This window comes from Caulobacter sp. CCNWLW153 (assembly GCF_036889365.1).
Taxonomy (GTDB): Bacteria; Pseudomonadota; Alphaproteobacteria; order Caulobacterales; family Caulobacteraceae; genus Caulobacter; species Caulobacter radicis.
Window position 1 is genome coordinate 267,123 of sequence record NZ_JBAKFV010000006.1, and the last position, 23,124, is coordinate 290,246.

At 67.1% G+C, this 23,124-nt stretch carries 22 protein-coding genes; 11 read left to right on the top strand and 11 right to left on the bottom strand.

Translation table 11 applies throughout. The features are described 5' to 3' along the window. Positions 1-16 precede the first annotated feature (16 nt). From V6S85_RS12160 to V6S85_RS12170, 3 genes are read left to right on the top strand one after another with little or no spacing between them, the layout of a single operon-like run. On the top strand, positions 17-1,567 hold the full coding sequence (locus V6S85_RS12160; protein WP_165828768.1) for a serine hydrolase domain-containing protein: 1,551 nt from the start codon (positions 17-19) through the stop codon (positions 1,565-1,567). Continuing rightward, positions 1,564-2,880: an MFS transporter gene (locus tag V6S85_RS12165; RefSeq protein ID WP_334349028.1), complete on the top strand. Its 1,317-nt coding sequence runs from the start codon at positions 1,564-1,566 to the stop codon at positions 2,878-2,880. Before V6S85_RS12160 ends, V6S85_RS12165 begins: the two co-directional genes overlap by 4 nt. Next, positions 2,877-3,866: a dipeptide epimerase gene (locus V6S85_RS12170; RefSeq protein ID WP_116566268.1), complete on the top strand. Its 990-nt coding sequence runs from the start codon at positions 2,877-2,879 to the stop codon at positions 3,864-3,866. Before V6S85_RS12165 ends, V6S85_RS12170 begins: the two co-directional genes overlap by 4 nt. 100 nt (positions 3,867-3,966) lie before the next feature. Here V6S85_RS12170 and V6S85_RS12175 read toward each other — a convergent pair whose 3' ends face one another. Continuing rightward, positions 3,967-4,620: a hydrolase gene (locus V6S85_RS12175; RefSeq protein ID WP_116566270.1), complete on the bottom strand. Its 654-nt coding sequence runs from the start codon at positions 4,618-4,620 to the stop codon at positions 3,967-3,969. A 201-nt stretch (positions 4,621-4,821) separates the two neighbouring features. Between V6S85_RS12175 and V6S85_RS12180 the strand changes: the two genes are divergently transcribed. After that, positions 4,822-5,754: a LysR family transcriptional regulator gene (locus V6S85_RS12180; RefSeq protein WP_334349030.1), complete on the top strand. Its 933-nt coding sequence runs from the start codon at positions 4,822-4,824 to the stop codon at positions 5,752-5,754. A gap of 90 nt (positions 5,755-5,844) precedes the next feature. Here the strand turns inward: V6S85_RS12180 and V6S85_RS12185 are convergent, their stop codons facing one another. Further along, complete coding sequence (locus V6S85_RS12185) at positions 5,845-6,804, bottom strand: LysR family transcriptional regulator (protein WP_334349031.1); 960 nt, start codon at positions 6,802-6,804, stop codon at positions 5,845-5,847. Positions 6,805-6,889: 85 nt separating this feature from the next. On the opposite strand from V6S85_RS12185, the gene V6S85_RS12190 reads away from it, so the two are divergent. Next, the gene (locus V6S85_RS12190; RefSeq protein WP_334349032.1) at positions 6,890-7,783 is read left to right on the top strand and encodes a TauD/TfdA dioxygenase family protein; all 894 of its coding nucleotides are present in this window, start codon (positions 6,890-6,892) and stop codon (positions 7,781-7,783) included. Further along, positions 7,780-9,225 (top strand): SLC13 family permease, encoded by a 1,446-nt coding sequence (locus V6S85_RS12195; protein ID WP_334349033.1) that lies wholly within the window; start codon positions 7,780-7,782, stop codon positions 9,223-9,225. The genes V6S85_RS12190 and V6S85_RS12195 overlap by 4 nt, the downstream gene beginning before the upstream one ends. Before the next feature lie 103 nt (positions 9,226-9,328). Here V6S85_RS12195 and V6S85_RS12200 read toward each other — a convergent pair whose 3' ends face one another. The 3 genes from V6S85_RS12200 to V6S85_RS12210 are packed head-to-tail and all read right to left on the bottom strand — an operon-like array spanning position 9,329 to position 11,594. Further along, positions 9,329-9,727, bottom strand: coding sequence for a response regulator (locus V6S85_RS12200; protein ID WP_116566280.1), 399 nt, complete (start codon positions 9,725-9,727; stop codon positions 9,329-9,331). Further along, positions 9,721-10,779 carry a sensor histidine kinase gene (locus V6S85_RS12205; protein WP_243410511.1) on the bottom strand — a complete coding sequence of 353 codons (1,059 nt, stop codon included), beginning with the start codon at positions 10,777-10,779 and terminating at the stop codon, positions 9,721-9,723. Before V6S85_RS12205 ends, V6S85_RS12200 begins: the two co-directional genes overlap by 7 nt. A gap of 2 nt (positions 10,780-10,781) precedes the next feature. Continuing rightward, complete coding sequence (locus V6S85_RS12210) at positions 10,782-11,594, bottom strand: alpha/beta fold hydrolase (protein WP_243410509.1); 813 nt, start codon at positions 11,592-11,594, stop codon at positions 10,782-10,784. Positions 11,595-11,849: 255 nt separating this feature from the next. Between V6S85_RS12210 and V6S85_RS12215 the strand changes: the two genes are divergently transcribed. Further along, entirely contained in the window at positions 11,850-12,860 is a 1,011-nt protein-coding gene (locus V6S85_RS12215) for a sensor histidine kinase (RefSeq protein WP_165828770.1), read from the top strand. 698 nt (positions 12,861-13,558) lie between these two features. Here the strand turns inward: V6S85_RS12215 and V6S85_RS12220 are convergent. From V6S85_RS12220 to V6S85_RS12235, 4 genes are all read right to left on the bottom strand, one after another. Further along, positions 13,559-14,023, bottom strand: a complete 465-nt coding sequence (locus V6S85_RS12220; RefSeq protein ID WP_116566288.1) for a PaaI family thioesterase — start codon at positions 14,021-14,023, stop codon at positions 13,559-13,561. Positions 14,024-14,078: 55 nt separating this feature from the next. Then, the gene (locus V6S85_RS12225) at positions 14,079-17,171 is read right to left on the bottom strand and encodes an efflux RND transporter permease subunit (protein ID WP_116566289.1); all 3,093 of its coding nucleotides are present in this window, start codon (positions 17,169-17,171) and stop codon (positions 14,079-14,081) included. Beyond that, the gene (locus V6S85_RS12230) at positions 17,168-18,259 is read right to left on the bottom strand and encodes an efflux RND transporter periplasmic adaptor subunit (protein WP_116490043.1); all 1,092 of its coding nucleotides are present in this window, start codon (positions 18,257-18,259) and stop codon (positions 17,168-17,170) included. Before V6S85_RS12230 ends, V6S85_RS12225 begins: the two co-directional genes overlap by 4 nt. Positions 18,260-18,337: 78 nt before the next feature. Then, positions 18,338-18,961, bottom strand: coding sequence for a TetR/AcrR family transcriptional regulator (locus V6S85_RS12235; protein ID WP_116490044.1), 624 nt, complete (start codon positions 18,959-18,961; stop codon positions 18,338-18,340). A gap of 94 nt (positions 18,962-19,055) precedes the next feature. On the opposite strand from V6S85_RS12235, the gene V6S85_RS12240 reads away from it, so the two are divergent. Further along, positions 19,056-20,510, top strand: a complete 1,455-nt coding sequence (locus tag V6S85_RS12240) for a TolC family protein (RefSeq protein ID WP_334349034.1) — start codon at positions 19,056-19,058, stop codon at positions 20,508-20,510. 238 nt (positions 20,511-20,748) lie between these two features. Here V6S85_RS12240 and V6S85_RS12245 read toward each other — a convergent pair whose 3' ends face one another. Then, the gene (locus tag V6S85_RS12245; RefSeq protein WP_116490046.1) at positions 20,749-20,955 is read right to left on the bottom strand and encodes a hypothetical protein; all 207 of its coding nucleotides are present in this window, start codon (positions 20,953-20,955) and stop codon (positions 20,749-20,751) included. Positions 20,956-21,007: 52 nt separating this feature from the next. Beyond that, positions 21,008-21,133 carry a hypothetical protein gene (locus V6S85_RS12250; protein WP_334349035.1) on the bottom strand — a complete coding sequence of 42 codons (126 nt, stop codon included), beginning with the start codon at positions 21,131-21,133 and terminating at the stop codon, positions 21,008-21,010. Between the two features lie 754 nt (positions 21,134-21,887). On the opposite strand from V6S85_RS12250, the gene V6S85_RS12255 reads away from it, so the two are divergent. The 3 genes from V6S85_RS12255 (at position 21,888) to V6S85_RS12265 (ending at position 23,116) form a co-directional block, all read left to right on the top strand. Further along, the gene (locus V6S85_RS12255; RefSeq protein ID WP_116490048.1) at positions 21,888-22,073 is read left to right on the top strand and encodes a hypothetical protein; all 186 of its coding nucleotides are present in this window, start codon (positions 21,888-21,890) and stop codon (positions 22,071-22,073) included. Positions 22,074-22,554: 481 nt separating this feature from the next. Further along, the gene (locus V6S85_RS12260; protein ID WP_334349036.1) at positions 22,555-22,776 is read left to right on the top strand and encodes a hypothetical protein; all 222 of its coding nucleotides are present in this window, start codon (positions 22,555-22,557) and stop codon (positions 22,774-22,776) included. An 82-nt stretch (positions 22,777-22,858) separates the two neighbouring features. Then, the gene (locus V6S85_RS12265) at positions 22,859-23,116 is read left to right on the top strand and encodes a GlsB/YeaQ/YmgE family stress response membrane protein (protein ID WP_116490050.1); all 258 of its coding nucleotides are present in this window, start codon (positions 22,859-22,861) and stop codon (positions 23,114-23,116) included. The last annotated feature ends 8 nt before the right edge of the window (positions 23,117-23,124 follow it).

Here is a 23,124-nt window from a genome sequence, read left to right on the forward strand (position 1 = left end):
CTGGAGACGCGTTTTCGTGACCGTGAAAGCCCGGATCGATCCTGGGGCGCTCGACGCCCTGCTGGCGCCTTACGACAGCACCCATGGACCAGGCTTCGCCCTGGGCGTGGCGCTCGGGGGCGTTCCCCGCTACCGCAGGGGCGTGGGCCTGGCCAATGTCGAGCTCCCCGTAACCCTGTCGCCGTCGATCCGCATGCGGATCGGCTCGACCACCAAGCACTTCTGCGTTCTGGCGGTGATGCTGCTGGCCGAGGAGGGGCGCCTGTCGATCGACGACAGCCCTCGCGGCGTCATTCCGGAGTTGCCGACCTGGGCCGACGCCATCACCGTGCGCCAGCTGATGGCCCATACCAGCGGCATGCGCGACAGCCTGGACCTGTTCTTCCTCACGGCGGGACCCGGAAAGACCGGTCCCGCCGACGCGCAGCTGAAGATGCTGGCCGCCCTCGACAGCGTCAATTTCGCGCCTGGCGCCAGCTGGAACTACAACAATGGCGGCTACGTACTGCTGTCGGTGATCGTCGAGCGGATCAGCGGCCAGTCGCTGGAGGACTTCTTCCGAACTCGGATCTTCGAGCCGATCGGCATGGCCGACACCCAGCTGCGCCGTCTCGACACCGACCTGTGTCCCAACAGCGCCACCCTGCACCTGCCCAGGCCGGACGGCGGCTGGACACGGGGGGTGTTTGGCCTGCCGATCGCCGGTGAGGGCGGCATCGTCTCGACGGTCGACGACATGTTGCGCTGGCTGTCTCACATGTCCGCCCCGATCGTCGGACGACGCGCGACCTGGGACGAGATGCGCACCCCTGTGACGACCCACGGCTACGGCCTGGGCCTGAACATGACCGAACATCGCGGCCTGCGCACGGTCCACCATGCCGGCGGCGTCGTGGGCGGCTCCTCGCAGATGCTGAAGGTCCTGGACCATGAGCTCGACCTGATCGTGATGACCAACGGCCAAAGCGCCCTTGATCTCTATGGTCTGGTCGACGCCGTTCTCGACGCCTGCTTCGAGGGCTTGCCCCCCGCGCCGCGGGACGCCGGCGGCGCGCCGATCACCGGCGCCTTCTACTCAGCCAAGAGCGGTCAGGTGCTGATGTTGACGGAACACGAAGGCGGCCAGGCCATGACCGTTGGCGGCTACACCCTGCCGGCCCGCCGCGACGCGGCCGGTCAGATCTCGGTGGGAATCCTGCCGACCGATCTGCGGGTCAAACCCGTCACGGGCCCGGCGCGGGTCGACGCCCTCCTGGTCACCGAGTTTGGCGCCACCGATCGCCTTGAGCGTGTCGAGGCTCCATCGAACGCCAAGGCGCCGGTAGGCTATTTCGACGCCTGCGCCGGCCTTTCGGCCCGCATCACCGACGGCCCCGGCGGTGCGCGGATGAGCCTGGCCTCAAGCCTTGGGGCGTCGCTCTACAAGCTCGAGCCCCTTGGCCCGGGTCTCTGGCGAGGTCTGGGCGAGGCGGCCATGCCCTTGGCGCTCACCCTGGAGGCGGACGAGACGGGCTTTGCCCTGACCAGCGGCCGCACCGTTCGCCTGCGTTTCGAGCGTCGCCGATGAGCGCCGCCGTCTTGCTGCCTTCTGAAGGGCCTGCTGTGGCCGCCGCGGTCTACCCGGCCGCGCGCACGCGGCGCGGCGCGCTGGCCGTGCTGGTTCTGCTGGCCTTCCTCACCTCGATGGACATCACGCTGACAGCGCTGCTGATCGAACCGATGAAGCGCGAACTGGCGTTGAGCGATGTGCAGATCGGCCTCCTCCAGGGCACGGTCTTCGGCATCGCCTATGGGCTGAGCTCCCTGCCGATGGGCTGGCTGATCGACCGCCGCAACCGCATGCGGCTGCTGGTGGTCGGCGTGGTCGTGTGGGGCGTGGCGATGGCCGGCTCAGGACTTTCCAGCGCTTTTGCGGCCCTGGTCGCCTGGCGCACGGCGCTTGGTCTGGTGACCGCGTTGCTGGTGCCCGCCAGTCTGTCGCTGATCGCCGACTTCTTTCCGGCCGAGCGGCGCGCGGTGGCCACCAGCCTGTTCGCCGGCGGCCAGGCCTGCGGTCAGGCGTTCGGCATCCTGGTCGGCGGCGCGGCCTTCGACTGGCTGGCCCATTCGGGTCTGAATGTGGGCGGGCTCTCGGCCTGGCGGATGCTCTACGTCGCCGCCGCGGTGGTCTGCACGGCGCTTTTGCTGTTGCTCCTGTTCTTGCGCGAGCCGGCCCGGCAGGAACGCGACCTGGCCCTGGGCGACGCCGGCGGGTGGCGCGAACTGTGGACGCACCGACGGTTCCTGGTCCCGCTGCTGGGCGGGCTGCTGTTCAGCACGATCGCTGTCCAAGGCGCCAATGTCTGGGCTGCGCCCCTGCTGATGCGCAACTTCGGCCTGACGCCGGGCGGCTTCGCCGGTTGGCTCAGCGCCGTCACCCTGATCGGGTTGATCGTCGGGGCGCTGAGCGGCGGCCAGCTGGCGGAACTGGGACGGCGACGCGGTGGTCGGGCAGGGGTGCTGCTGCCCGCCGCCTTGGCGGCCTTCATCAGCGCGCCCTTGGCCCTCTTCGCCGTGGCGCCGAACGTCCCATTGTTCGCGATCCTCCTGGGCCTGGCCCTGGTGTGCGCGGGCATGGTGCCGACGGTCGGTGTGGTGGCCATCACCCTGAACCTGCCCAACACCATCCGCGGACGGGGCATCGCCGCCTATGTCCTGACGACGGCCCTGTTCGGCGCGGCGACCGCGCCGGCCGCCATCGCCCTGCTCAGCCAGGCGCTCGGCGGGGAGGCCAAGCTCGGCTTGGCCATCGTTTTCGTTTCGGCGCCGGCCGCGATCCTGTCGGGTCTGTGCTTCTTGCTGGCCATGCGGGGCGAGCCTGCAGCGGTCCTTGAGGCATGACCCGCCGCCAGGTCGCGGTCACGGTGGAGGCGTTACCGTTCCGCCAGCCGTTGCGCATCGCCGGCCGCACCGTTCCGGGAATTCCGGGTGTTCGGGTGACTATCGCCCAGGACGGCGCGCGGGGCAGGGGGGAGGCGGGCGGCGTCTTCTATCTCGACGACGACACCGGCCGTATGGTCGCGGAGATCGACCGTGTCCGCGGCGATATCGAAGCCGGTGCGGACCGCCTCGCGCTACAGACCCTGTTGCCCGGTGGCGGCGCCCGCAACGCGCTCGACGCCGCGCTTTGGGAGCTCGAAAGCCGGCTCACGCGAGAGCCGGTGTGGCGGCTGGCCGGGCTTGTCGAGCCAAGGCCTCGGATCACGACCTATACGCTGGGCGCGGAGACGCCGGAGGTCCTGCGGGCGGATCTTGCGGCCTACGCGGACGCTCGCGCGATCAAGCTGAAGCTCGATGGTGACCTGCCGGCCGATATCGCCCGCATCCGCCAGGTGCGGGCGGCCAGGCCTGACGTCTGGCTGATGGTCGACGCCAACCAGGGCTATTGCCGCGACACCCTGATGGAGCTGTCGCCCGTGCTGGTCGAGGCCGATGTGCGGCTTCTGGAGCAGCCCTTTCCGATCGGACGCGAAGCCGTGCTCGACGATCTGGCTTTGCCTGTTCCGGTCGCCGCCGACGAGAGTCTCCAGGGCCTGGCTGATCTGCCCGGCCTGGTCGGTCGCTTTCAGGTGGCCAATATCAAGCTCGACAAATGCGGTGGCCTGACTGAGGCGCTGGCGATGGTGGGGGAGGCGCGCCGTCTGGGGCTTGGCGTCATGGTCGGAAACATGGGCGGCTCCAGCCTGGCGGCGGCGCCGGCCTACCTCCTGGCGCAGCTCTGCGATCACGTGGACCTGGACGGTCCGAAGTTCCTGGCCCACGACCTCCCCGGAGGCGTGACCTATGCCGGCGGCGCGGTCTCCTTGGACCGCGAATTTTGGGGCTGATCGGCTTGAGCCTATCGCGGTGGTGACCCTGGGACGGCGCGGGAAGGCATGGGACGCCGGCGAGGTCAGGCGCATCGAGCGCCCGACCTCGCGCTGGGGCCTAGTGGCTCGAGGCTTTCAGCAGCTGCAGTTCCCAGGCCAGGCTGGTGGCCGTAGCCCCGCCGTGATCGAGGATCAGTTGCGACAGCGCCGCGGCCTGCTCGGTGCGCGCCCAGTCGCGCTGAAGTTCCGAGGCGAACACGATTGTGGTCAGCGGCACGCCGCCGGCCTGCACCATTCGCGCGATGCCCATCTCGTGGGCCTCCACGCTCGTGCCGCCCGAGGCGTCGGTCACGAAGTAGACCTCATAGCCTTCGCCGAGCGCCTGAATGACCGGGAACGCCAGGCAGACCTCGGTCCACAGGGCGGCGATGACGATCTTCTTCTTGCCCGTGGCCTTGACCCAGTCGACGCAGGCCTGGTCTTCCCAGGTGTTGATGAAGGTGCGGTCGATCGGCGTCTGTTCCGGGAAGACGTCGGTCAGCGGTTTGAAGATCACGCCGCCGCGGTCGGCCAGAACGCTGGTCAGGAGCGTGGGCACGCCGAACATCTTGGCCGTCTTGGCCAGGAACACGACGTTGTTGATCATCTGACCAACCTCGATGTTGCGCACGCCGGCCGCCTGGAACGGCTGGTGGTCGATGAGCATAAGGGCACAGTTGTCGGGGGTGAGAAGCGCGCCCAGTCCGACCTTTTCTTCGACAGCGATCGTCATGGTGATTTCCTTGGCAAGCGCCGGGCGGACTGCCCATCCCGGACCTGCGCAACCCTAGCGGCGGGCGCCGGTCGGCCAGGAACGCCGATTGGTCAACCGATCGTTGCCCCATGTGCACCCCTGCGTCTGGAAAGCCGGTGCATCTGTTGTTAGTGGCCAAGCACTGGCGCGATCATAGCCTCGCGCCGCCGAGGACATGAGATGGCCGTCGCCGGCACGCCGACCCTGGACCAGCTGAAGGTCTTCATCACCGTCGTGGAAGTCGGCAGTTTCGCCGGCGCGGCGCGGGCCCTGGGGCGCACCACCTCGGTGGTCAGCTACACCATCACCAATCTCGAAGCGCTGTTCGGCTTTTCGCTCTTTATGCGCGACGCCACCCGCCGACCGGTGCTCACGGCCGCGGGATTGACGGTCCTGTCCGAGGCGCGCGCCGTCACCAACGGGCTCAATCGCCTTCGCGCCAAGGCGCAAGGTCTGCTGGAGGGCCTGGAGCCCGAGGTGACCCTCGTGCTTGATGTGATGTTGCCCGAGAGCCGAGTGATCGACGCCCTGCGCGCTTTCCGCACCGAGTTCCCATCCGTCGCCCTGCATGTCCGCAGCGAAGGTTTGGGCGCGGTCACCCAACTGGTGATCGATGGCGCGGCGATGATCGGCGTCTGCGGACCGCCAGACATCGAGGTCCCGGGCCTGCAACGCATCGGCGTGGGCAGTGTGCAATTGATCCCCGTCGCCGCGCCCGATCATCCCCTTGCGGTCGCCTCGCGCAATCTGGTCGGCGCCGGACGCGACCACTTGCAAGTCGTGCTGACCGATCGCTCCGATCGGACCAAGGGTGTCGATCTTGGCGTCGTGGCCAACCACACCTGGCGCGTCGCGGACCTTCGCACCAAGCATCTGTTGCTGCTGGACGGCGTCGGCTGGGGCGCTATGCCCGCGCCGATGGTGCGCCAGGACCTTGAAGTTGGCCGCCTGGTCAAGCTCGACCTCCCCGACTTTAAGGGCGGCGCTTATCGCTTCTTCGCCATCTATCGCGCCAATGCGCCCTTGGGGCCTGCCGCGAGCTTCCTGGTCGAACGCTTCGCGGGGCAAACGCCGCCTTGGGTCGCTCCGGACGAGGATTGTCAGGCGATCTAGGACAATGCGGACGGCCATCGACGCCCGCGCAAACGCGTTCAACGACTGGAAGTGGGTAGAACAAGGCTCAAATCCGCGCGCCTTCGGGCGTCACCGCAGACCAGTCGACGTCGACCGGATGGTGTCTATGGTGGTTCGCGCCAAGGGGCTGAGCGTCCGGTTGCGCAGCGTGTAGATCGCCACGGGTCTCAAGGCGATCCCAAGGTCGATGGGCAAGGCAGCGACCGTGGGCTGGCGCGCGTTGAACACCGCGAGCATGCAGCGCGGCGCCACCGTGACGTAGTCGCCGGTCTCCAGCAGTTGCTGGCGCAGATAGAAGGACGACGTCGTGACACCCCGGTCCGGCGGCGGCAGGCCCTGGGCGCGAAACGCCTCGTCCACCAGCGTGCCCGGCGGCTCTCCCGGCGGATAGAGCACCCACGGCGCGGAAAGCAGGTCCGCCAGGCCGTTGGGCGGATCGGTGGCCCATCGGCTCGCGGCGCCGGCGATCAGCTGCAGGGGCTCCTCGAACAGCAGTTCGACGTCGAGGTCGTCCTCCGGGACCGCGAACACACCGCGAGCGATGATGAACTCGACTTCCCGATCCCGCAGCCGCCGCGCCTCCTCGGTGATCGGTCGCGACATCTGCGTCACATGCAGCGTCAGGCCGGGATGCTGGACGTTGAGCGTTCGCACGACCGCCGGCAGCAGCGCCGCGGCCAAAGACTCGTTGCACCCCAGCCGAACCTCGCCGGCGGTGCGGTGAGACAGATAGTCGAGCTCCCGCACGGCCTGGTGCAGTTCGTCGAAGGCCGCGACGCTTCTGGCGAGCAGAGCCTCCCCATAGAGCGTTGGTCGCACCCCCTGCGGACCGCGATCGAAGAGCTTCAAGCCCAAATTGGCCTCGAGGTCGGCGATAGCCTTCGACACCGCGGGCTGGGATATCGACAGCCGATGCGCGGCCTTGGCCATCGTACCCTCTCGGGCGACGGTGACGAGGACGCCTAGGTCCCGCAGGCGCAGACGCCGACCGATGCGCGCCGCCCAGTCGTCGGGCGATGACATAACCATTCGCGTATACCCTGATCACACCATTGGTGCTTCTGATTATGCCTTGATCGCCTAGGCTGCGTCATCCCGATCCGAGGAGGCCGCCATGATCCGCGTGGAGCCGCTACACCCGCTGTTCGCCGCCGAGGTGCTCGGCGTCGATCTCGCGCGGCCACCATCGGCCGCCCTGATCGCGGAGATCGCCAAGGCGCTCGATGTTCACGCAGTGCTGGTGTTCCGCGACCAGCCCCTGACCAGCGTTCAGCAGATCGCCTTCAGCGAGGGCTTCGGCGTTCTGGAGGAAACCGTGGGCGCCGCGCTCAAGGGCAAGGCCAGCTCCCGCCTCGGCGAGCCTCGGATCGCCGAAGTCTCCAACCTCGGGCCCGACGGCGCGATCCGTCCCCCCGAGGATCGCTGGCGGCTGATGCAGCGGGCCAATGGGTTCTGGCATACCGACAGTTCGTTCAAGCCCCAGTGGGGCAAGATCTCGTTTCTGTCGGCGCATGAATGCCCCGCCACGGGCGGGCAGACCGAGTTCGTCGACCTTCGCGCGGCCCACGATGCGCTGGACGACGCCACCCGGGCCGAGATCGCCGGGCTGAAGGCGGCGCACTCCATGGCGCGCTCGCGCGGTCTCGTCGGCTATGACGAGCTGGCCGCCGAAGCCGTCACGCGGTTTCCACCGGTCGTCCAACCGCTGATGCGTCGCCATCCCGGGTCGGGGCGCATTTCGCTCTATCTGGCGTCCCACGCTTCGCATGTGCTGGGCCTGTCACCGGAGCGCGGGCGCGAGCTGCTCGATCGCCTGATCGCCCTAGCCACCACGCCGCCGATGATTTTCCAGCACGGCTGGAAGGTCGGCGACCTGGTGATGTGGGACAATCGCTGCACGATGCATCGCGGCCTTCCCTATGACGACCTGAACGAACGCCGCGACATGCGGCGCACCACGGTCGTCGAAACCCAGGACATCGCACCCTTCGTGGAGATGGCGTCATGAGCACCAAGGACCAGGCTATCGATCTCGCGCCTAGCGGCCTCGGCTGGCCGCGGGTGGCGGCCCTCGTCGCGGGGCCAGCGATGCTGGTCATCGCCCTGATCGTTCCGACCCCCTCGGGGCTTTCACCGAACGGCTGGCTCGTCGCCGCGGTGCTGGCCTGGATGATCGTCTGGTGGTGCGGCGACGCGGTTCCGGCCGCGGTGACGGCCCTCCTGCCTTTCCTGGCGCTGCCCATGCTCGGGGTGGTCACGCCGGAGGTCGCCGCCAAGGCTCAGGCCTCGCCGATCATATTCCTGCTGCTCGGTGGCTCGGTCATGGCGTTGGGGGCGGTGAAGACGGGGCTGCATCTGCGACTGGCGCGTCTGGCGGTGGCGGTCGGCGGCGGCGGACCTCGGCGACTTCTGCTCGCGGTGATGGCGGCGGCGGCCTTCGCGGGCATGTGGGTGTCGACCTCCATGGCCACGCTCTTCATGGTGGAGATCGGCGTCGCCATCGCGCTCGCCACGGCCGCCGCCAACGCGGACCGGGACGCCGACGTCAGGACCTTCTCGCGCGCGCTGATCATCGGCGTCGCCTACGCCGCGATGCTGGGCGGCTTCTCGACCTTCAGCGGCAACATCTTCAACGCCGTCGCCGCGGGCATGATCACCCAGCAGACGCGCCAGAGCATCGGCGTGATCGACTGGTTCTCGTACGGGTTTCCAATCGCCGTCCTGGGCGTGCCCCTGGCCTGGGCGCTCATCGTCGCCGTGGGCTTCCGCTCGCGCGTGCGCCTGCCGGCGCGCGACGAGCTCTCGCGGACCCTGAACGCGCCGAAAGGATGGTCCTTCCCGCAGATCGCGGTCGCCGCGATCATGGTCTGCATCCTCGGCGCCTGGCTGAACATGCCCCTCCTCAAGAGCGTGCTTCCGGGCGCCTCGGACGCCGGGGTAGCGGTGCTGGGGGGCGGTCTGATGTTCCTGCTGCCGTCCGGCGACGGTCGCCGTCTGCTATCGTGGGACGATGCGGCGCGCATACCCTGGGGCGTGCTGCTGATCGCGGGCGGCGCCCTGGCGATCGGCGCGGCCCTGACCAAGACGGGCGTCGATGTCTGGCTGACGGCGCCCTTGCGCCAGATCCACGGCGTGCCGACCTGGATGGCCCTGCTGGCCTTGGTGGCGGGCGCGGCCTTGCTGACCGAGCTGGTCAACAACATCGCCATGGCGACGATCACGGTCCCCGCCGCCGTGGCCTTGGCGGCGGCGGTCGGCGCGGATCCGGCCCCCATGGCGATCGCGGCGGTGATCGCCAGCCTTGGCGGCTTTGTCGTGCCAGGGACACCCGGCTTGGCCATTGCCGTGGGAACGCCGCCCGTACGTGTGCCGGATCTGGCCCGCGCGGGTATCTGGATGTTGCTGCTCATGCCGCTGTTGATCGCGTCTGTCGCGTTGGGCCGGCTTTAGGGCGCTCGCGGCCTTTTGGCGGGTGTCTCTACAGCTGCTCGTCTCATCGGAGGTCGCTGTCACCCCTTGGCGCGCCGACACCAAAGCGGGCGCGGAACGACGTCTAAGGAGAGGGACTCGAACGGTCTGGCGCCTCATCGAGCAGCTTGCGAATGACCGCAATAAGCTCTCCCTCCGAGACTGGCTTGAAGAGCACGGCGGCCGGGTGGTCGCCCTCGATCCTGGTCAAGGTCGCCGGTTCCCGCGAGCCGGTGATGAAGATCACCTTGGAGCCGACACGCTCGTGGATCTCCCTGGAAGCGTCGACTCCGTCGCGTTCGCCCTGAAGGCGCATGTCCATCAGCACGATGAAGGGCCGTTGGTCGACCGCGATCGCGACGGCCTCCTCGGCCGAAGCGGCCATGCCGCAGACTGCCAGGCCAAGGTCCTCGACATAGATGCTCAGCGTCTGGGCGATGATGAACTCATCGTCGACGATAAGGATGCGGTCGGAATTCAGCATGAGGCGGCCCCCGGCGAGGGCAGCCGCGCTTCCCAACAAACGCCGGTTGTCTGGATCGACTGGATCCGCCCGCGAAGCTGACGCACGAGCCCCTTGACGATCGTCAGCCCAAGCGAGGGGGTCGGCGCCCCCGTGGGATCGGAAAATCCAACGCCATTGTCGGCGATCCGCAACACGACGTCCTCTCCCTCCGGCGCCTCAAGGGTGACCCGAACTTCGCCTTCGCCGCCCGGGAAAGCATGCTTCAACGCGTTGGTTGTCAATTCGGTCACCAGCAGACCCAAGGGAACGGCGAAGTCGAGATCCGCGGCTAGGGGCGCGGCGTCGATCCGCAAAGCGATGGTGTCGGGAGCGCCTTGCTGGAGATGGGCCAGAAGATCCCGGAGGAAGACGCCAACATCGAAGGTCTTGAGATCTGCCGAGCCCATCAGTTGGTGGTGGACCAAACCGATCGCGTAAACTCGCTTGCGCAGGCCTTCGAGGGCCGCGACCGCCTCCGGATCGGCGAGCTTGCGAGATTGCAGAAGCAGCAACCCGTCGACCACCTGCAGATTGTTCTTCACGCGATGGTAGACCTCCCGCAGCAGGAGATCGCGCTGCGCCAGCGCCGCTGTACGCTCCTCGACCAGATGCTCCAGCTGCTCGTTGGCCGCCCTCAGCGCCTCCAGACTTCCAAGCATGGATTGGCGAGCGGCGACGAGCTCCAGTTCATAGGCGCGCCGCTCAGGCGCGGAGAACAACGCCCCATATCGCCGGTCGCCTTCTGCCGACACCGTGAGAAGGGCAGGGCGAGGACGTCCGTCCGCGTGGGCGAGTTCGAGAAAGATTTCCTCGGACGTCCCATGGTCGGCGAGCGAAGGTTCGGCCTTGAGCGCGTAGATGAACTGAGACGAGCGCGTGAGAAGGTCGCGGAAGGGGCGTCCAATCAGGGCGACTGAAGCCAAGCCGGTCATTACGGCCAGGGCCGGGTTGACCGCGCGGATGATCATCTCGGCGTCCATCTCAAAGAGGCCGACCGGCGCCCACCGGGCCAGCCCGTCTGTGTCGCCCATGCTCACCCGGCGGGCTCCCGTAGGAACCGCTCAATGGCCTCAGCCACTTCGCCCGGAGCGCTCACATGCGGATAATGACCGCGCGTCTCCAGCATCTCGAGCCGCGCGTTCGGCATACGGTCCGCCAGGAGGCGTGCGGCCGATAACGGTACCACCACATCAGCGCTGGCCTGAAGAACGAGTGTGGGCACACGACACTCGCCGAGTTCCCGCCGGTGATCGGACAGGAAGGTGGCCTGGGCGAATCGTCGCGTCACGTCGGGATTGGCGCGGCTGAAGCTAAAGACCAGATCCTGGGTCAGCGCGGAGTTCTCGGGCTGGTCCATCACCCGCGGCGCCAGTGTTCGCGCCCAACCCTGGAAATCCAGCGCCATCAGATCCAGCAGATCTTCGACGTCGCCGCGCTCGAAGCCGCCCTCATAGCCTTCGTCGTTCAGGTAACGTGGCGAGGCGCCGATCATGATGATGCGACCGACCCTTTCGGTGCGCAGGCTCGCCAATAATGAGATCATCCCCGAAACCGAATGGGCGACGATCGTGGCGTCCCTCAGGTCCAGGGCTTCCAGGATGTCGACCAGATCGCCGGCATAGCCTTCCAAGTTGCTGTATCGATCGGGGTCGTACTGGGCGAGGTTTGAGGCGCCGCTACCCATGTGATCGTAGAAAACCCGCCTGCTACCCGTCGGCAGGCGCGAGGCTAGCGCCCGCCAGATTGTCTGGTCCGTGCCAAAACCGTGAAGGAACACCATGGCCGGGTGGCCACCCCCGGTATCGTCGACGGCATGGGCTTCAAGCAGCATCTTCTGCTGGTCCAAGCCTTGAACAGGACCTCCGTCCGGCAGTTGCAACAGGCTACTCCATGGATGCGAGCTTGAGGCTCCCGTGCATGCCACAGGAGAGCACCGTCGCGGATGGGCGCCAAGTCTTGATACAACCTAGGGGCCTCTGGATACGCGGGGACGATCCGACGCCAGGAGGCCAAGCCGCGCTGAAGCTTTCTGCGACCAAACGGAAGCGGCGCGCGAACGGCCATGCTTGGACCTGGGTCTGCGGCGTGCTCAATTGCGGCGATGCGCCTCGAGAAAGTTTTCGCCTGGTCCGACCCACTCCGCAAAGCCCCGTTGTGGGTCCGTTACATCCTGGCTACTGCTGTGGTCCTGGCGTTTTTCGCCTTGCGCTCGGCGTTCAGTCCGCTTCTTGGCGGCTATCCATTTTTGCTGTTCTTCCCAGCCATCATCCTTACCTCGATGCTGATTGATCGCGGCACCGGGATTTTCTCGGTCATTTTGAGCGCTTTGCTGGCCTGGTACTTTTTCGTGCCTCCGCTGCGTTCCTTCGCCCTGCCGAGTGTACAGGGCGCCATTCCCCTGCTGCTCTATGTGATCGTGGCGCTGTTCGTCGCGATGGTGGTGGAGGCTCTGCGGTCGACGGCGGAACGCTTAGTTCACACCGCTGAAAAGCTCGAGCGCAGCAGCGAGATCAACCGTCTGCTGCTTCTGGACGTCAATCACCGGGTCAAGAACCACTTGGCCTCGATCAGCGGGCTGTTGCGGCTTTCCGCCCGTGAGCTGGATGACCCGCGGGCTTTGCGCGTGCTCGACAACGCAGTTGGCCGCATCAATGTCTTGGGCGAGGTCTATGCTAGGCTTCATCTTGGCGAGCGGGCTACGGTGGTCGCCTCTCGCGATTTCATCCAGTCGCTTTGCGAAGGCCTCCGGCAGAGCGTGTTGGGCGTTCGCCCCATTGCTCTGCGTGTCCAGGTCGATGACGTTGCGCTCAGCTCCATGCAGGCAGTGCCGATCGGCCTGGTGATAAACGAACTCGTTGAGAACGCCCTTAAGCACGGTTTTCCGGAAGAAAGGGCTGGCGACATCTACGTCAGCTTCACCGCCGTCGACGAAGACCTTGTGCTCTCGGTTGAGGACAACGGCGTGGGCTTCGACCCAACCGCGACCAAGACTGGCGGCGGGACTCGCATCGTCGGCTCACTTGTCCAGCAACTGGGGGGCCGCATTGAACGCCTGGGTCCACCCGGATTGCGCATTGTCACGACGCTGCCGCGAGAGAGCCCCGACGTGTAGCCGGACGAACAAAAGCGCATCCCGAAAGCCGCCAACTGCGCGCACAAGCTCTCAGAACCTTTGGAGCGACCCAGACGCCACTTCAGCTGGGCGCTATGGCTCGTTCAGCCTTTTGGCTTAGGGCGCTTCTTGCCCTTGCGCCGTGGCGTACGACCGGGGGCAATATCGTGGAAATAGTTCCCACGCATGTGCAACAAGTGGCGGCAACGTGGCGATGACGCGATCCCGAAGTGGGCATACGTCGCCTTTCTAGCGGCGGCAGACGTCCGCACTTGGCGCGGCCAAGCCTTCAGCTGACCTGCTGTGGTCGAGCGCTGGCGAGGGCTGGACGCGGCGTTCCTGCAGGCTTCACAGGACCCCGTCGCGCTGGCGGCGCTCAAGGCCAAGCTGACGGTCGCGGCCTGGAAGACCAAGCCCAGCTGGGCGGTGGGCGCCACGGAGGGACGGGGCGATCGCCTCCGAGCTGCTGCGCAAGATCGCCCGGCGCATTGGCGCCAATGCGACCGAGGTCAAGGGCAGCAACGTCGTTTTCGCCTCGCAGCCCAAGGCCGTGGCCGGCGTGATCGAGGCCGCCGCCCAGGGCGCGCGCCAAAGCTGGCCCCGCATTTTCCTTGATCAACAGCCGGCCCCTCGGGGCCGGACCTGGAGACACAGGTGAGGTGAGGGCGAGGGGGGTCCGATAATTGAACGGGCTCTTCTCACCGCTCGAACACCAGCAGGCTCGAGGTCGCCGTGGCGTAGATCCGTCCCCTGACGTCCTTGATCGTGGCTTCGGCGAAGGCGGCGCGGCGGCCGAAGGTCACCACACGGCCCTCGGCGCGCACCAGGCCCGTCTTGTCCGTGAGGGGCCGGTGATAGGACACCTTCAGGTCCAGGGTCGTGTAGGCCTGCTTGGCGCTGAGCTTGGAGTGCACGGCGCAGCCGCAGGCGGAGTCCAGCAAGGTCGCCGCATAGCCGCCGTGGACCGTGCCGATCGGATTGTAGGCGTGGCGCCCTGGCAAGCCCTCGAACGCCGCCCAGCCGTCGCCGGCCTCGGTGAGCGAAAATTCCAGGGTCTCGCCGATGGGCGCTCGTCCACCGGCGGCGATCATCGCCTGGAGTTGCTCCAGGCCCGACGCCCCAGGAGCGATCTGGTCGGCCAGTTTGGGTTCGGGGGCGCTCATGGTTTTTCTCCAGATCGATGCGGCTTAGGGCGGGGGCGCTGGCGAACCTTGATTGTCATGTCGCCAGCGGCTCGGGGGCGTTGGTGGAAGCCGCGTCGCTGCGGGGGGCCTTGATCCGAAACCACATGGCGTAGAGCGGCGGCAGAAAGACGAGCGTCAGGATGGTGCCGCCGATGGTGCCCCCGATCAGGGTGTAGGCCATCGACGACCAGAACACCGACAGGGTCAGCGGGATGAAGGCGAACACCGCCGCAAGCGCGGTCAGGATGACCGGCCTTGCGCGCTGGACGGTGGCCTCAACGACAGCGTGGAAAGGATCCAGACCCTCTTCCTGGTTTATCTGGATCTGGCCGATCAGGATCAGGCTGTTGCGCATGATGATGCCGGCCAGGGCGATCAGGCCCAGGATCGCGTTGAAGCCGAACGGCTGGTTGAAGATCAGCAGGGTGGGCGCCACCCCCACCAGGGCCAGCGGCGCGGTCAGCAGCACCATCCACATCGCCGACAGCGAGCGAACCTGGAAGATGATCACCACCATCATCAGGATGAACATCAGCGGGAAGACCGCGGCCAGGGCGACATTGGCCTTGCCCGCCTCCTCGATCGAACCGCCCATCTCGATCCGGTAGCCGGCCGGCAGCGCCTTGATGATCGGCTGCAGCGACTTTTGAACCTGGGTCGAGACGTCCGGCGGCTGCAAGGTCTCGTCGATGTCGCCGCGAACGGTGATCGTCGTCAGGCGATCGCGACGGCGCAGGATGGGGTCCTCCATGCGGATCTCGGCCTTGCCGATCTGGTCGAGCGGGATGCGCTCGCCCGCCGCGCCCACCAGGGTGAAGGCGCCGAGCTTGGCCGGATCGAGCCGCTCCTGGCCGGTGGTGCGCGCGACCACTTCGACCGAGCGGATGTCCTGGCGAACCTGGGTGACCGGTACCCCCGTCAGCAGGAACTGCAGCTGCTGGGAGGCGTCGGCGGAGCTGAGGCCAAAGGCGCGCAGCCGATCCTGGTCGAGCACGAAATGCACGGTCGGCGCGCGCTCGCCCCAGTCGGTGTTGACCTGGCGCATGCCTGCGTTGCGCAGCATCACGCCCTTGACCTCCTCGGCGATGTCGCGAACGCGATCGGCGTCGGGACCCATGACCCTGAAGGCCACCGGGAAAGGCGAGGGCGGGCCGAACACGATCTGGGTGGCGCGAATCCTGGCGCCCGGAACCGAGCCGGCGGCCGCGAACTGGCGCACGCGCTTCTTGAGGGCGTCGCGCGCCTTTTCATCGGGCGTCAGCACCACGATCTTGGCGAAAGACGGATCGGGCAGCTCGGGCGAGATGGCCAGGAAGAAGCGCGGCGCGCCCTGGCCGATATAGCTGGTGACGATCTTGGCCTCGGGCTGTTTGGCCAGCCACGCCTCGACCTTCGCCACGGCCTGGCTGGTCGAACCGATGCTCTGCCCCTCGGGCATCTGCACCTCGATCAGCACTTCCGGCCGGTCGGAAATCGGGAAGAACTGCTGCTTGATCCCGCCCATCATCAGGACGGCGGCCACCATGGCCACGCCGACGCCGGCCGCAACCTTGAAGCGGTTATCCACCGTCCAGGTGACCATCTTGCGCAGCTTGCGATACCGCGGCGTGTCGTAGATCGCCGCGTGCCCGCCCTCGATCGGCTTGATCTTGGGGATCATCAAGACGCCCAGATAGGGCGTGAAGATCACCGCCACGAACCAGGAGGTGATCAGGGCGAAGGCCACCACCCAGAAGATGTTGCCGGCGTATTCGCCGGCCGTGGACTTGGCGAAGCCCACAGGCATCAGGCCGATGATCGTCACCAGGGTGCCGGCCAGCATCGGGGCGGCCGTATGACCCCAGGCATAGGTCGCCGCCGAGATCCGGTCCTTGCCCTCCTCCATCTTCACCACGATCGTCTCGATGATGATGATGGCGTCATCGACCAGCAGACCCAGCGACAGGATCAGCGCGCCCAGGGTGATGCGGTCGAAATCGCGGCCGGTGACCAGCATGATCACGAAGACGCCTGCCAGGGTCAGCGGCACGGCCATGGCCACCACCACCCCGACCCTGAAGCCCAGGCTGATCAGGCTGACGACGATGACCACGGCCAGGGCCACGAAAAACTTCAGCATGAACTCGTCATAGGCCTCGACGATGTTCACCGACTGGTCGGTGATCTTGTCGAAGTTCATGCCCAGCGGCATCTCGGCCGAGATGGCCTTGGCTTCCCTGTCGAGGTTCTTGCCCAGCTCCAGTCCGTTGAAGCGGTCCTTCATCACCACGCCCAGCACGATAGCCGGCTCACCGCTGCTGCGGATCATGAAGGTGGCGGGGTCTTCGTAGCCGCGCTTGACCTCGGCGATGTCGCCAAGCTTGAGCGTGCGGCCGCCGACCACGATCGGCGTCTCCTTGATCGTCTCCAGGCTGTCGATCGCGCCGTCGAGGCGGATCTGCACCTGGGGACCTTGGGTCTCGATCGCCCCGGCGGGGGTGACCAGGTTGCGATCATTCAGCGCGGCGAAAAGGTCGCGCGGGCTGACGCCCAGCGTCGCAATGCGCGCCTGGCTGAACTCCACGAAGATCTTCTGCGGCTGCTCGCCGATGATCTGGACCTTCTTGACGCCAGGCACGTGCAACAGGCGCTGGCGCAGGATCTCGGCCTGGCGCGCCAGCAGGCGCTGGGGCTCGCCCCTGGCCTTGAGCGCATAGAGCGCGAAGGTCACGTCGCCGTACTCGTCGTTGACGAACGGACCCAGCACGCCGCGCGGCAGGTTGGCGGCCTCGTCGGCCATCTTCTTGCGGGTCTGGTAGAACTGCTCTGGGACCTCCTTGGCCGGGATCTGATCCTTCAGGGTCAGGGTGGTGAAGGCCAGGCCGGGCCGCGTGAAGGTCTCCGACCGGTCGTACCACTTCAGCTCCTGCATCCGCTTTTCCAGCGGCTCGGCCACCTGGTCCTGCATCTCCTGGGCCGTGGCGCCAGGCCAGGCGCTGACGATGGTCATGACCTTGATCGAGAAGCTCGGGTCCTCGGCGCGTCCCAGCTTCAGGAAGGCGAAGGCGCCGGCGAAGGTCATGGCGATGATCAGGAAGAGGGTGATCGATCGCTCGCGCACCGCCAGGGCGGAGAGATTGAGGGTCATTGCGCCGCTCCGGTCTGGACGCGCACGCGCTGGCCCTGGTGGAGCATGTGCGCGCCCAAGGCCACGAACCGGTCGCCGCCAGAAAGACCGCCGGAGATCGTCACCGTCTCGCTCCCCAGCGACGCAACCTGCACGGCGCGCCAGTGGACGGTTGAGGTGCGCGGGTCGATGACCCACACGCCCGGACCCTTGCCGGCGTCATGGAGGGCGCCGATCGGCGCTTCGACGCCGCGGGCCGCTTCGCCGCCGGCCTGGCCCGGCAGGACCACGACCATGGTTGAGCCCAGCGGGGCCCGGGCGGCCGGGCCGCTCAGCACATACCTGGCCTCATAAGTGCGGGTGTGGGGGTCGGCCGCATCGGAAAGCTGGCGAAGCCGCGCCTGGCCGGCCTTGGCGCCGGTGAAGGCGTAGGCGTCCGCCGTCGAGCCGAGCGCGGGGCGAACGGTCTCGGGCAGGGCGATGGCGGCCTCGCGCGGGCCGGCATGGGCTAGGCGCACGACGGGCTGGCCGGCCGCCACCACCTGTCCGGGCTCGGCAAGGGTTTCCATTACCACGCCGTCTGCGTCGGCGGTCAGGACCGCGTAGCCGGCGGTGTTGCGCGAGACGCGGGCCTGGGCCTGGGTCGCCGCCAACTGCGCTTGGGCCGCGTCGGCGGCGGCTTTGGCCTGGTCGTAGACGAGGGTGGAAACCGCGCCGGCCGCAACAAGACCGCGATAGCGTCGCTCCTCAGACGCGGCCTGCTCGGCGCGGACGCGGGCGGCCTCCACTAGTTCGTGCTGGGCCGTGACGGCCAGAGCGTAGTCGGCCGCGTCGATGCGCATCAGCGGTTGGCCCAGGCGCACCGTTTGGCCGGCGTCGACTAGGCGGGCGACCACCTTGCCGGCGACCCGAAAGCCCAGGTCGCTCTGGACGCGGGCCGAGACGACGCCGCTGAACCGGCGCTCTCCAGTAGCGGCCGTCCCCGCGACGGCTGCGCGGACGATCGGAGCCTGGGTGCGCGGATCGTTGGCGTCGGCCTTGCCGCCACAGGCGGCCAGGGGCGCTAGACCGCCCAGGAGCAGGACGGCGGCGAGGGGGCGAGACGACATGGCTTAAGGATCCTGCCTTGACGGAAGGCTCCCAAGCTGGCGGCGAGTGACCAAATTGTCAACTAGTCACTTTTCTGCTCAAGGCGCGAGACTGCGAAGCACCAGATTGACGGCCTTGGTCGGCGCTTCTGGCAAGTCGTCCAGATTGTGCTTGAGCATCAGCGGGTTCATGAAGCTCTGCATGACCAGCAAGATCGCTTCGCAGATCTCGTCGATCGGCGTCTTGCGTTCGAACTCGCCGGTCTCGCGGCCCAGCAGGATGATGCCGCGAAGGATGGCTTCGGCCCGCGCCAGATAGGCGATCACCGAGGGCCAGCGTTCTTCGGCCGAATGGGCGGCGATGTCGTAGAGCAGCTTGTCCTGGAAAAACAGCTCGGCGCTCTTGCTTGTTATGCCATTGAAAAAGCGGCGCAATTTATCGGAAGCGGTCTTGCCTTCGGCCACGCCGGTCTCGCCCGCTGCAAGCACCTTGTCCAGGCATTGAACGCAGATCGCCTGGCCGATCGCCTGCTTGGAATCAAAGAACTTGTAGATGTAGGCCTTGGAGAAGCCGATCGCCTTGGCCAGGTCCGCAACCGTGGTCTTGCCATAGCCGTAGCGGCTGAAATGCGCCTCGGCCGCGTCGACGATCTGGTCTCGGATGCCGTGCTCGACGGGACCACGCTGGCCGTCTGCGGAAGAAGAAGGATCGAGGATGCTCATGGCTGGCAAGCTATCATCGGTCATCGAGGTTGACAAACGAGTGACCGTATTGGACTTTGGTCACATTTGGTTCGCCACGTCCAGAAAGTTTGCCATGCGCTCCGTCTTTCTTCAGTCCCTTCCAGCGGTCGCCGGCGTCGCCGCTCTTGGCGGTTGCGCAGTGGGGCCCAGTTATGTCGCGCCGACGATCGCCGCCCCGCGGGCCTTCATGGGCGAGGCCGCGGTTGCCGCCCGCCAGGCGGCGCCCGCGCCAGTCGACAGCTGGTGGCGCGGCTTCAAGGATCCAGTCCTCGACAAGATGGTCGATCGCGCCCTGACCCAAAATCTCGACCTGGCCCAGGCCGCGGCCCGCGTGACCCAGGTGAGGGCGGGGCTGGGGGCGGCGACCGCCGCCTTGCTGCCGTCGGCCTCGGTCGAGGCCAGCGCCGCCCAGGCCCACGCTTCGACCCAGACCCCGACCGGGCGCTTGCTGGCCGCCACGCCCAACTTCGATCGCAACGGCGCGCTGTACGAAGCCAATGTCGTCGCGGGCTGGGAGCTGGACGTCTTCGGCGGCTCGCGTCGTGATCAGGAGGCGGCCCGCGCTCAATATGAGGGCGCGCGGGCCGGCGTCGCCGCCGCGCGCCTGGCGGTCGCCGCCCAGGCCGCCGACACCTACATGCTGGTCCGCGGCCTGCAGGCCAGGTTGGTCGTCGCCCGCCAACAGGTAGAGACGCAAGGCCGGTTGGTCGAGACGGTCCGTCTGCAGCGCGCCCAGGGTGTCGCGGCCGAACTCCAGCTCCAGCAGGCGCTCGGCGCCCTGCAACAGACCAAGGCCAATATCCCCGTCCTGGAGGAAGGCCTCGACGCGGCGCTCAACGCCATGGACGTGCTGCTGGGCGCGCAGCCTGGGACCTATCGCGCCGAGCTGGCCGTGGCGGCCCCGATCCCGGCCGCTCCGGGCCTGGCCGAGGCCGGCGGTCCGGCCGAACTGCTACGACGGCGTCCCGACCTTGTCGTGGCCGAGCAGCGACTTCGGGCGAGCAATGCGCAGGTCGGATCGGCCCTGTCACAATATTTTCCGAAGTTTTCCCTGAGCGGTCTGGTCGGCACGGCCACCACCAGCAGCAGCACCATCCTCGAGCGCCCCGCCTCCCAGGCACAGGGCGTTTTGGGTCTTCGCTGGCGGCTTTTCGACTTTGGCCGAGTCCAGGCCGAGGTCAGCGCCGCGCGTGGCCGCAAGGCCGAGGCGCTCGCGACCTACCGGCAATCCGTGCTGCGCGCGACCGAGGACGTGGAGAACGCGTTTTCCAGCCTGGTCAAGCGCGAGGACCAAGAGCGGATCCTGGCGGAGGGCGAGGTGTCGTTGATCCAGGCCAGGGACGCTTCCGCGGCAGCCTACGACGCCGGCGTCGTCAGTCTGACCGAAGTTCTTGACGCCGATGCGCGGCTGCTTTCCATTCGCGACGCCAGGATCCAGGCCCGGGCGGAAGCGGCCCGCGCCTCGGTTCGTTCGTTTCGAGCCTTGGGCGGCGGCTGGCGTGAAGCAGGAGGGACGAGCGCGGGTTAGCCTGCCGCCGCACCACCTTGGGTCTGTCCCTCGACCCATGGTCTGACACTCAGGAAATTTCGCTGCTGCCCGCGAACTCAAATGGCGCAATCGGGCCCCGCGGACTTAAGCGGTGATGGTCGGCTCCCGGGTGTGAGCCACGTCCCGTCCCAGGTGTTTAGCGCCCACGATGCGGATTTGGCGATTGGCCAAGAGGGGAAGGCAGGGCCGCCCCGTCCAAGCTGCAATCCATGCTTGCCTAGCTAGGGACGAGCATCGCGGTCCTCGTGAATCTGAGGATCGCCCGATCGTTCTCGTCGTAGATCTCAACCGCGGTGTAGGCGGGCCAACTGCGGATTTCTTCCCTCACCGCGGCGGCGAGCTGCTCGCCAGGCTCGCTGACCAGGACATGTAGTTGCGGCGCCATCGACGCTTGCGTGTGGATGTAGCAGAAGTAGCGGCTCATGCGTGCATGATCCGGTTGCAGCCGCTCCGACCCCGATGAGACGTCAGGGCGATCAGGGCTTGGCGCCGCGCAGGGCGTCGGGATTAATCGGCCGCGGTCTGGCGCTTTGGCTCGCGGTCGAGCGCGGATCGTTTAAGCCCTTTGGCGGGGACGGGCGCGTTCCGGGATAGGTTTTCATCTTGTCGCCTTTCTTGGCGCGCCGCCTTCACGGCGGAGGGTCATTTCTTTCGGGGCGCGCTGACCGGCGAAGGGGCGGCGGGCGCGGCGGCGGTCAGCTTGGGCTTGATCGCCTTGGGTTTGCGGACTTCTCGGTTGCCTTTGGACAAGAGACGTTCCTTTCGGTGAAGATGAGGGCGAGACGAGCCGGCGGAGCAAAAAGCTCCGTGGCGACGATTGCGATGGTGATGGTAGCCGGCGCGTCGAGACCTTGGCGTTTCGAGGTCTGGCGAACCGACCCGATGGCGTGACTGCGCGCCTCGAGACGACATTAGCATGAACGCCGGTTTCCCAGGGAAATGATTGCGCCTCGTTTGAGGGGCTCCAGCACGGCTGGTTTCAATCCTGCCTGGCGAAATGATTGCGCCAATTGTGGAGCCATTCCTTCCGGATCGCGCTATCATGCCCGTGCTAGGCGCCACGCGGGCTCATCGGCCCCGAAAGGACGTCATGTCCGCCCCACAAATCCAATCCGCACGCTCGTGTGAAGCCGTTCAACGACGCGGTGGAGCGCCTGCTTGGCGATCGTCGGGTTCGCCGGATCTCGTTGCGTTGGTTCGGGCCGGGGCCTGCTTCCTCGGCGATCGTCACACGGGTGAAGTCCGCGAGGGCGCGCAAAAGGAGCTCCTGGCGCCCGGTCTTTATCCCGAGCGTGTCGACTTGCTGCACGCGACCATCCGCATGAAACCGCTATCTGTTCCAGAAGGACCACGTTCATGACCGACGAAGACGCCCAGGCGATGCGTCGCGAGAACGCCTATCTTAAGCAACGGAACGCCCAATTGCAGAACGACGTCACCAGCCTTGGCGGTCAGGTCCTGCGCATGCAGCAGGAACTGGAGCGCCTGAGCGGTCGCCATGGAGGCTGGGCGCCCAATCCGCTCACGGGCGGGCAATCGTGATGCTCACGCCTTTCCGCTGACCAATCGGGGGAGACCCGACGGAGGGGCGGGATCGTCGCCCCGGCCGGAGCGGTCGCGCCGGTAGCTTCGTGACGGCCAGGCTGTCGCAGATCTCAGTCTTGTCCAGGATGCCTCATGTCCGCGGCGTCGAAAGAGATCGCTCTGGGCGCGCTTCCTCGCAGGGGGGGCGCATCGTAAACGCGCTGCTGCGGGCCTGACGACCAGCAGTCGGCTTGGCTCAGCGCCGCCCAGCTGATGGCGTGACAGGCAACGGCTTTTCGCAAGCGATCGGCCGGCTTGGATCTCGCCAAGCCGACGCTCGGCGGCCGTGGGCCCCATCGAGCAGCGTGGTCGCGCCCGAGGCCTTTGGCGGACAGACCACCAAGCAGTGTTTTGAGCGCGTGTGTCCAAGGTCGCAAGTTCGGCAGCTGTCTAATGTCGGCTATCACGCCTTCCCGGAAGATCGTGTCGGCGACATCCGGTGAGCTTCTTGGCCGACCAGGACAGCCTGGTGTTCAGGGGCCGCGACGATGGGGGGCGGCGGCCAACCGGCCGCAAGGCCGGCGGCGGTGCGCGCATCGTTGTTGGAGCGCTGGTCAGCAGCTGGGCGGGATGCTCCGCCGCCGGGGCCTCGCCCGGCGCGAAGGTGGTCCTGACGCTCCCATGCCGAGCCCTGCAGGAAGAAGGCGTCGTGCGACTTTGAGGAGGGGCGTGGGGAACGATGCGTGGCGGCGAGGGCTATTAAGGCATCGGCCCGTTAGCGGCTCTCAATCCTGGAGGATCTCATGTCCATTCTCGCCTGGATCGTTCTGGGCCTGATCGCCGGCTTCATCGCCAGCATGCTGGTCAGCCGCAGTGGCGGCGGCTTGGTTCTCGACCTGGTTCTTGGCATCGTCGGCGCGGTCGTCGGCGGCTTCCTGTTCAACCAGTTCGGCAGCGCCGGCGTCACCGGCTTCAACCTCTACAGCCTTCTGGTGGCGACGATCGGCGCTGTCGTGGTCCTGTTGATCTACCACATGATCGCTGGACGACGCGCTCTCTAGGGACGCGC

What these genes read in the sequence shown, in the direction of transcription:
- V6S85_RS12165 (WP_334349028.1), top strand. Translation starts at nt 1,564, where the DNA reads ATGAGCGCCGCCGTCTTGCTGCCTTCTGAAGGGCCTGCTGTGGCCGCC.
- V6S85_RS12170 (WP_116566268.1), top strand. Translation starts at nt 2,877, where the DNA reads ATGACCCGCCGCCAGGTCGCGGTCACGGTGGAGGCGTTACCGTTCCGC.
- V6S85_RS12175 (WP_116566270.1), bottom strand. Translation starts at nt 4,620, where the DNA reads ATGACGATCGCTGTCGAAGAAAAGGTCGGACTGGGCGCGCTTCTCACC.
- V6S85_RS12180 (WP_334349030.1), top strand. Translation starts at nt 4,822, where the DNA reads ATGGCCGTCGCCGGCACGCCGACCCTGGACCAGCTGAAGGTCTTCATC.
- V6S85_RS12185 (WP_334349031.1), bottom strand. Translation starts at nt 6,804, where the DNA reads ATGGTTATGTCATCGCCCGACGACTGGGCGGCGCGCATCGGTCGGCGT.
- V6S85_RS12190 (WP_334349032.1), top strand. Translation starts at nt 6,890, where the DNA reads ATGATCCGCGTGGAGCCGCTACACCCGCTGTTCGCCGCCGAGGTGCTC.
- V6S85_RS12195 (WP_334349033.1), top strand. Translation starts at nt 7,780, where the DNA reads ATGAGCACCAAGGACCAGGCTATCGATCTCGCGCCTAGCGGCCTCGGC.
- V6S85_RS12200 (WP_116566280.1), bottom strand. Translation starts at nt 9,727, where the DNA reads ATGCTGAATTCCGACCGCATCCTTATCGTCGACGATGAGTTCATCATC.
- V6S85_RS12205 (WP_243410511.1), bottom strand. Translation starts at nt 10,779, where the DNA reads ATGGGCGACACAGACGGGCTGGCCCGGTGGGCGCCGGTCGGCCTCTTT.
- V6S85_RS12215 (WP_165828770.1), top strand. Translation starts at nt 11,850, where the DNA reads ATGCGCCTCGAGAAAGTTTTCGCCTGGTCCGACCCACTCCGCAAAGCC.
- V6S85_RS12220 (WP_116566288.1), bottom strand. Translation starts at nt 14,023, where the DNA reads ATGAGCGCCCCCGAACCCAAACTGGCCGACCAGATCGCTCCTGGGGCG.
- V6S85_RS12225 (WP_116566289.1), bottom strand. Translation starts at nt 17,171, where the DNA reads ATGACCCTCAATCTCTCCGCCCTGGCGGTGCGCGAGCGATCGATCACC.
- V6S85_RS12230 (WP_116490043.1), bottom strand. Translation starts at nt 18,259, where the DNA reads ATGTCGTCTCGCCCCCTCGCCGCCGTCCTGCTCCTGGGCGGTCTAGCG.
- V6S85_RS12235 (WP_116490044.1), bottom strand. Translation starts at nt 18,961, where the DNA reads ATGAGCATCCTCGATCCTTCTTCTTCCGCAGACGGCCAGCGTGGTCCC.
- V6S85_RS12240 (WP_334349034.1), top strand. Translation starts at nt 19,056, where the DNA reads ATGCGCTCCGTCTTTCTTCAGTCCCTTCCAGCGGTCGCCGGCGTCGCC.
- V6S85_RS12245 (WP_116490046.1), bottom strand. Translation starts at nt 20,955, where the DNA reads ATGAGCCGCTACTTCTGCTACATCCACACGCAAGCGTCGATGGCGCCG.
- V6S85_RS12250 (WP_334349035.1), bottom strand. Translation starts at nt 21,133, where the DNA reads ATGAAAACCTATCCCGGAACGCGCCCGTCCCCGCCAAAGGGCTTAAAC.
- V6S85_RS12255 (WP_116490048.1), top strand. Translation starts at nt 21,888, where the DNA reads ATGACCGACGAAGACGCCCAGGCGATGCGTCGCGAGAACGCCTATCTT.
- V6S85_RS12265 (WP_116490050.1), top strand. Translation starts at nt 22,859, where the DNA reads ATGTCCATTCTCGCCTGGATCGTTCTGGGCCTGATCGCCGGCTTCATC.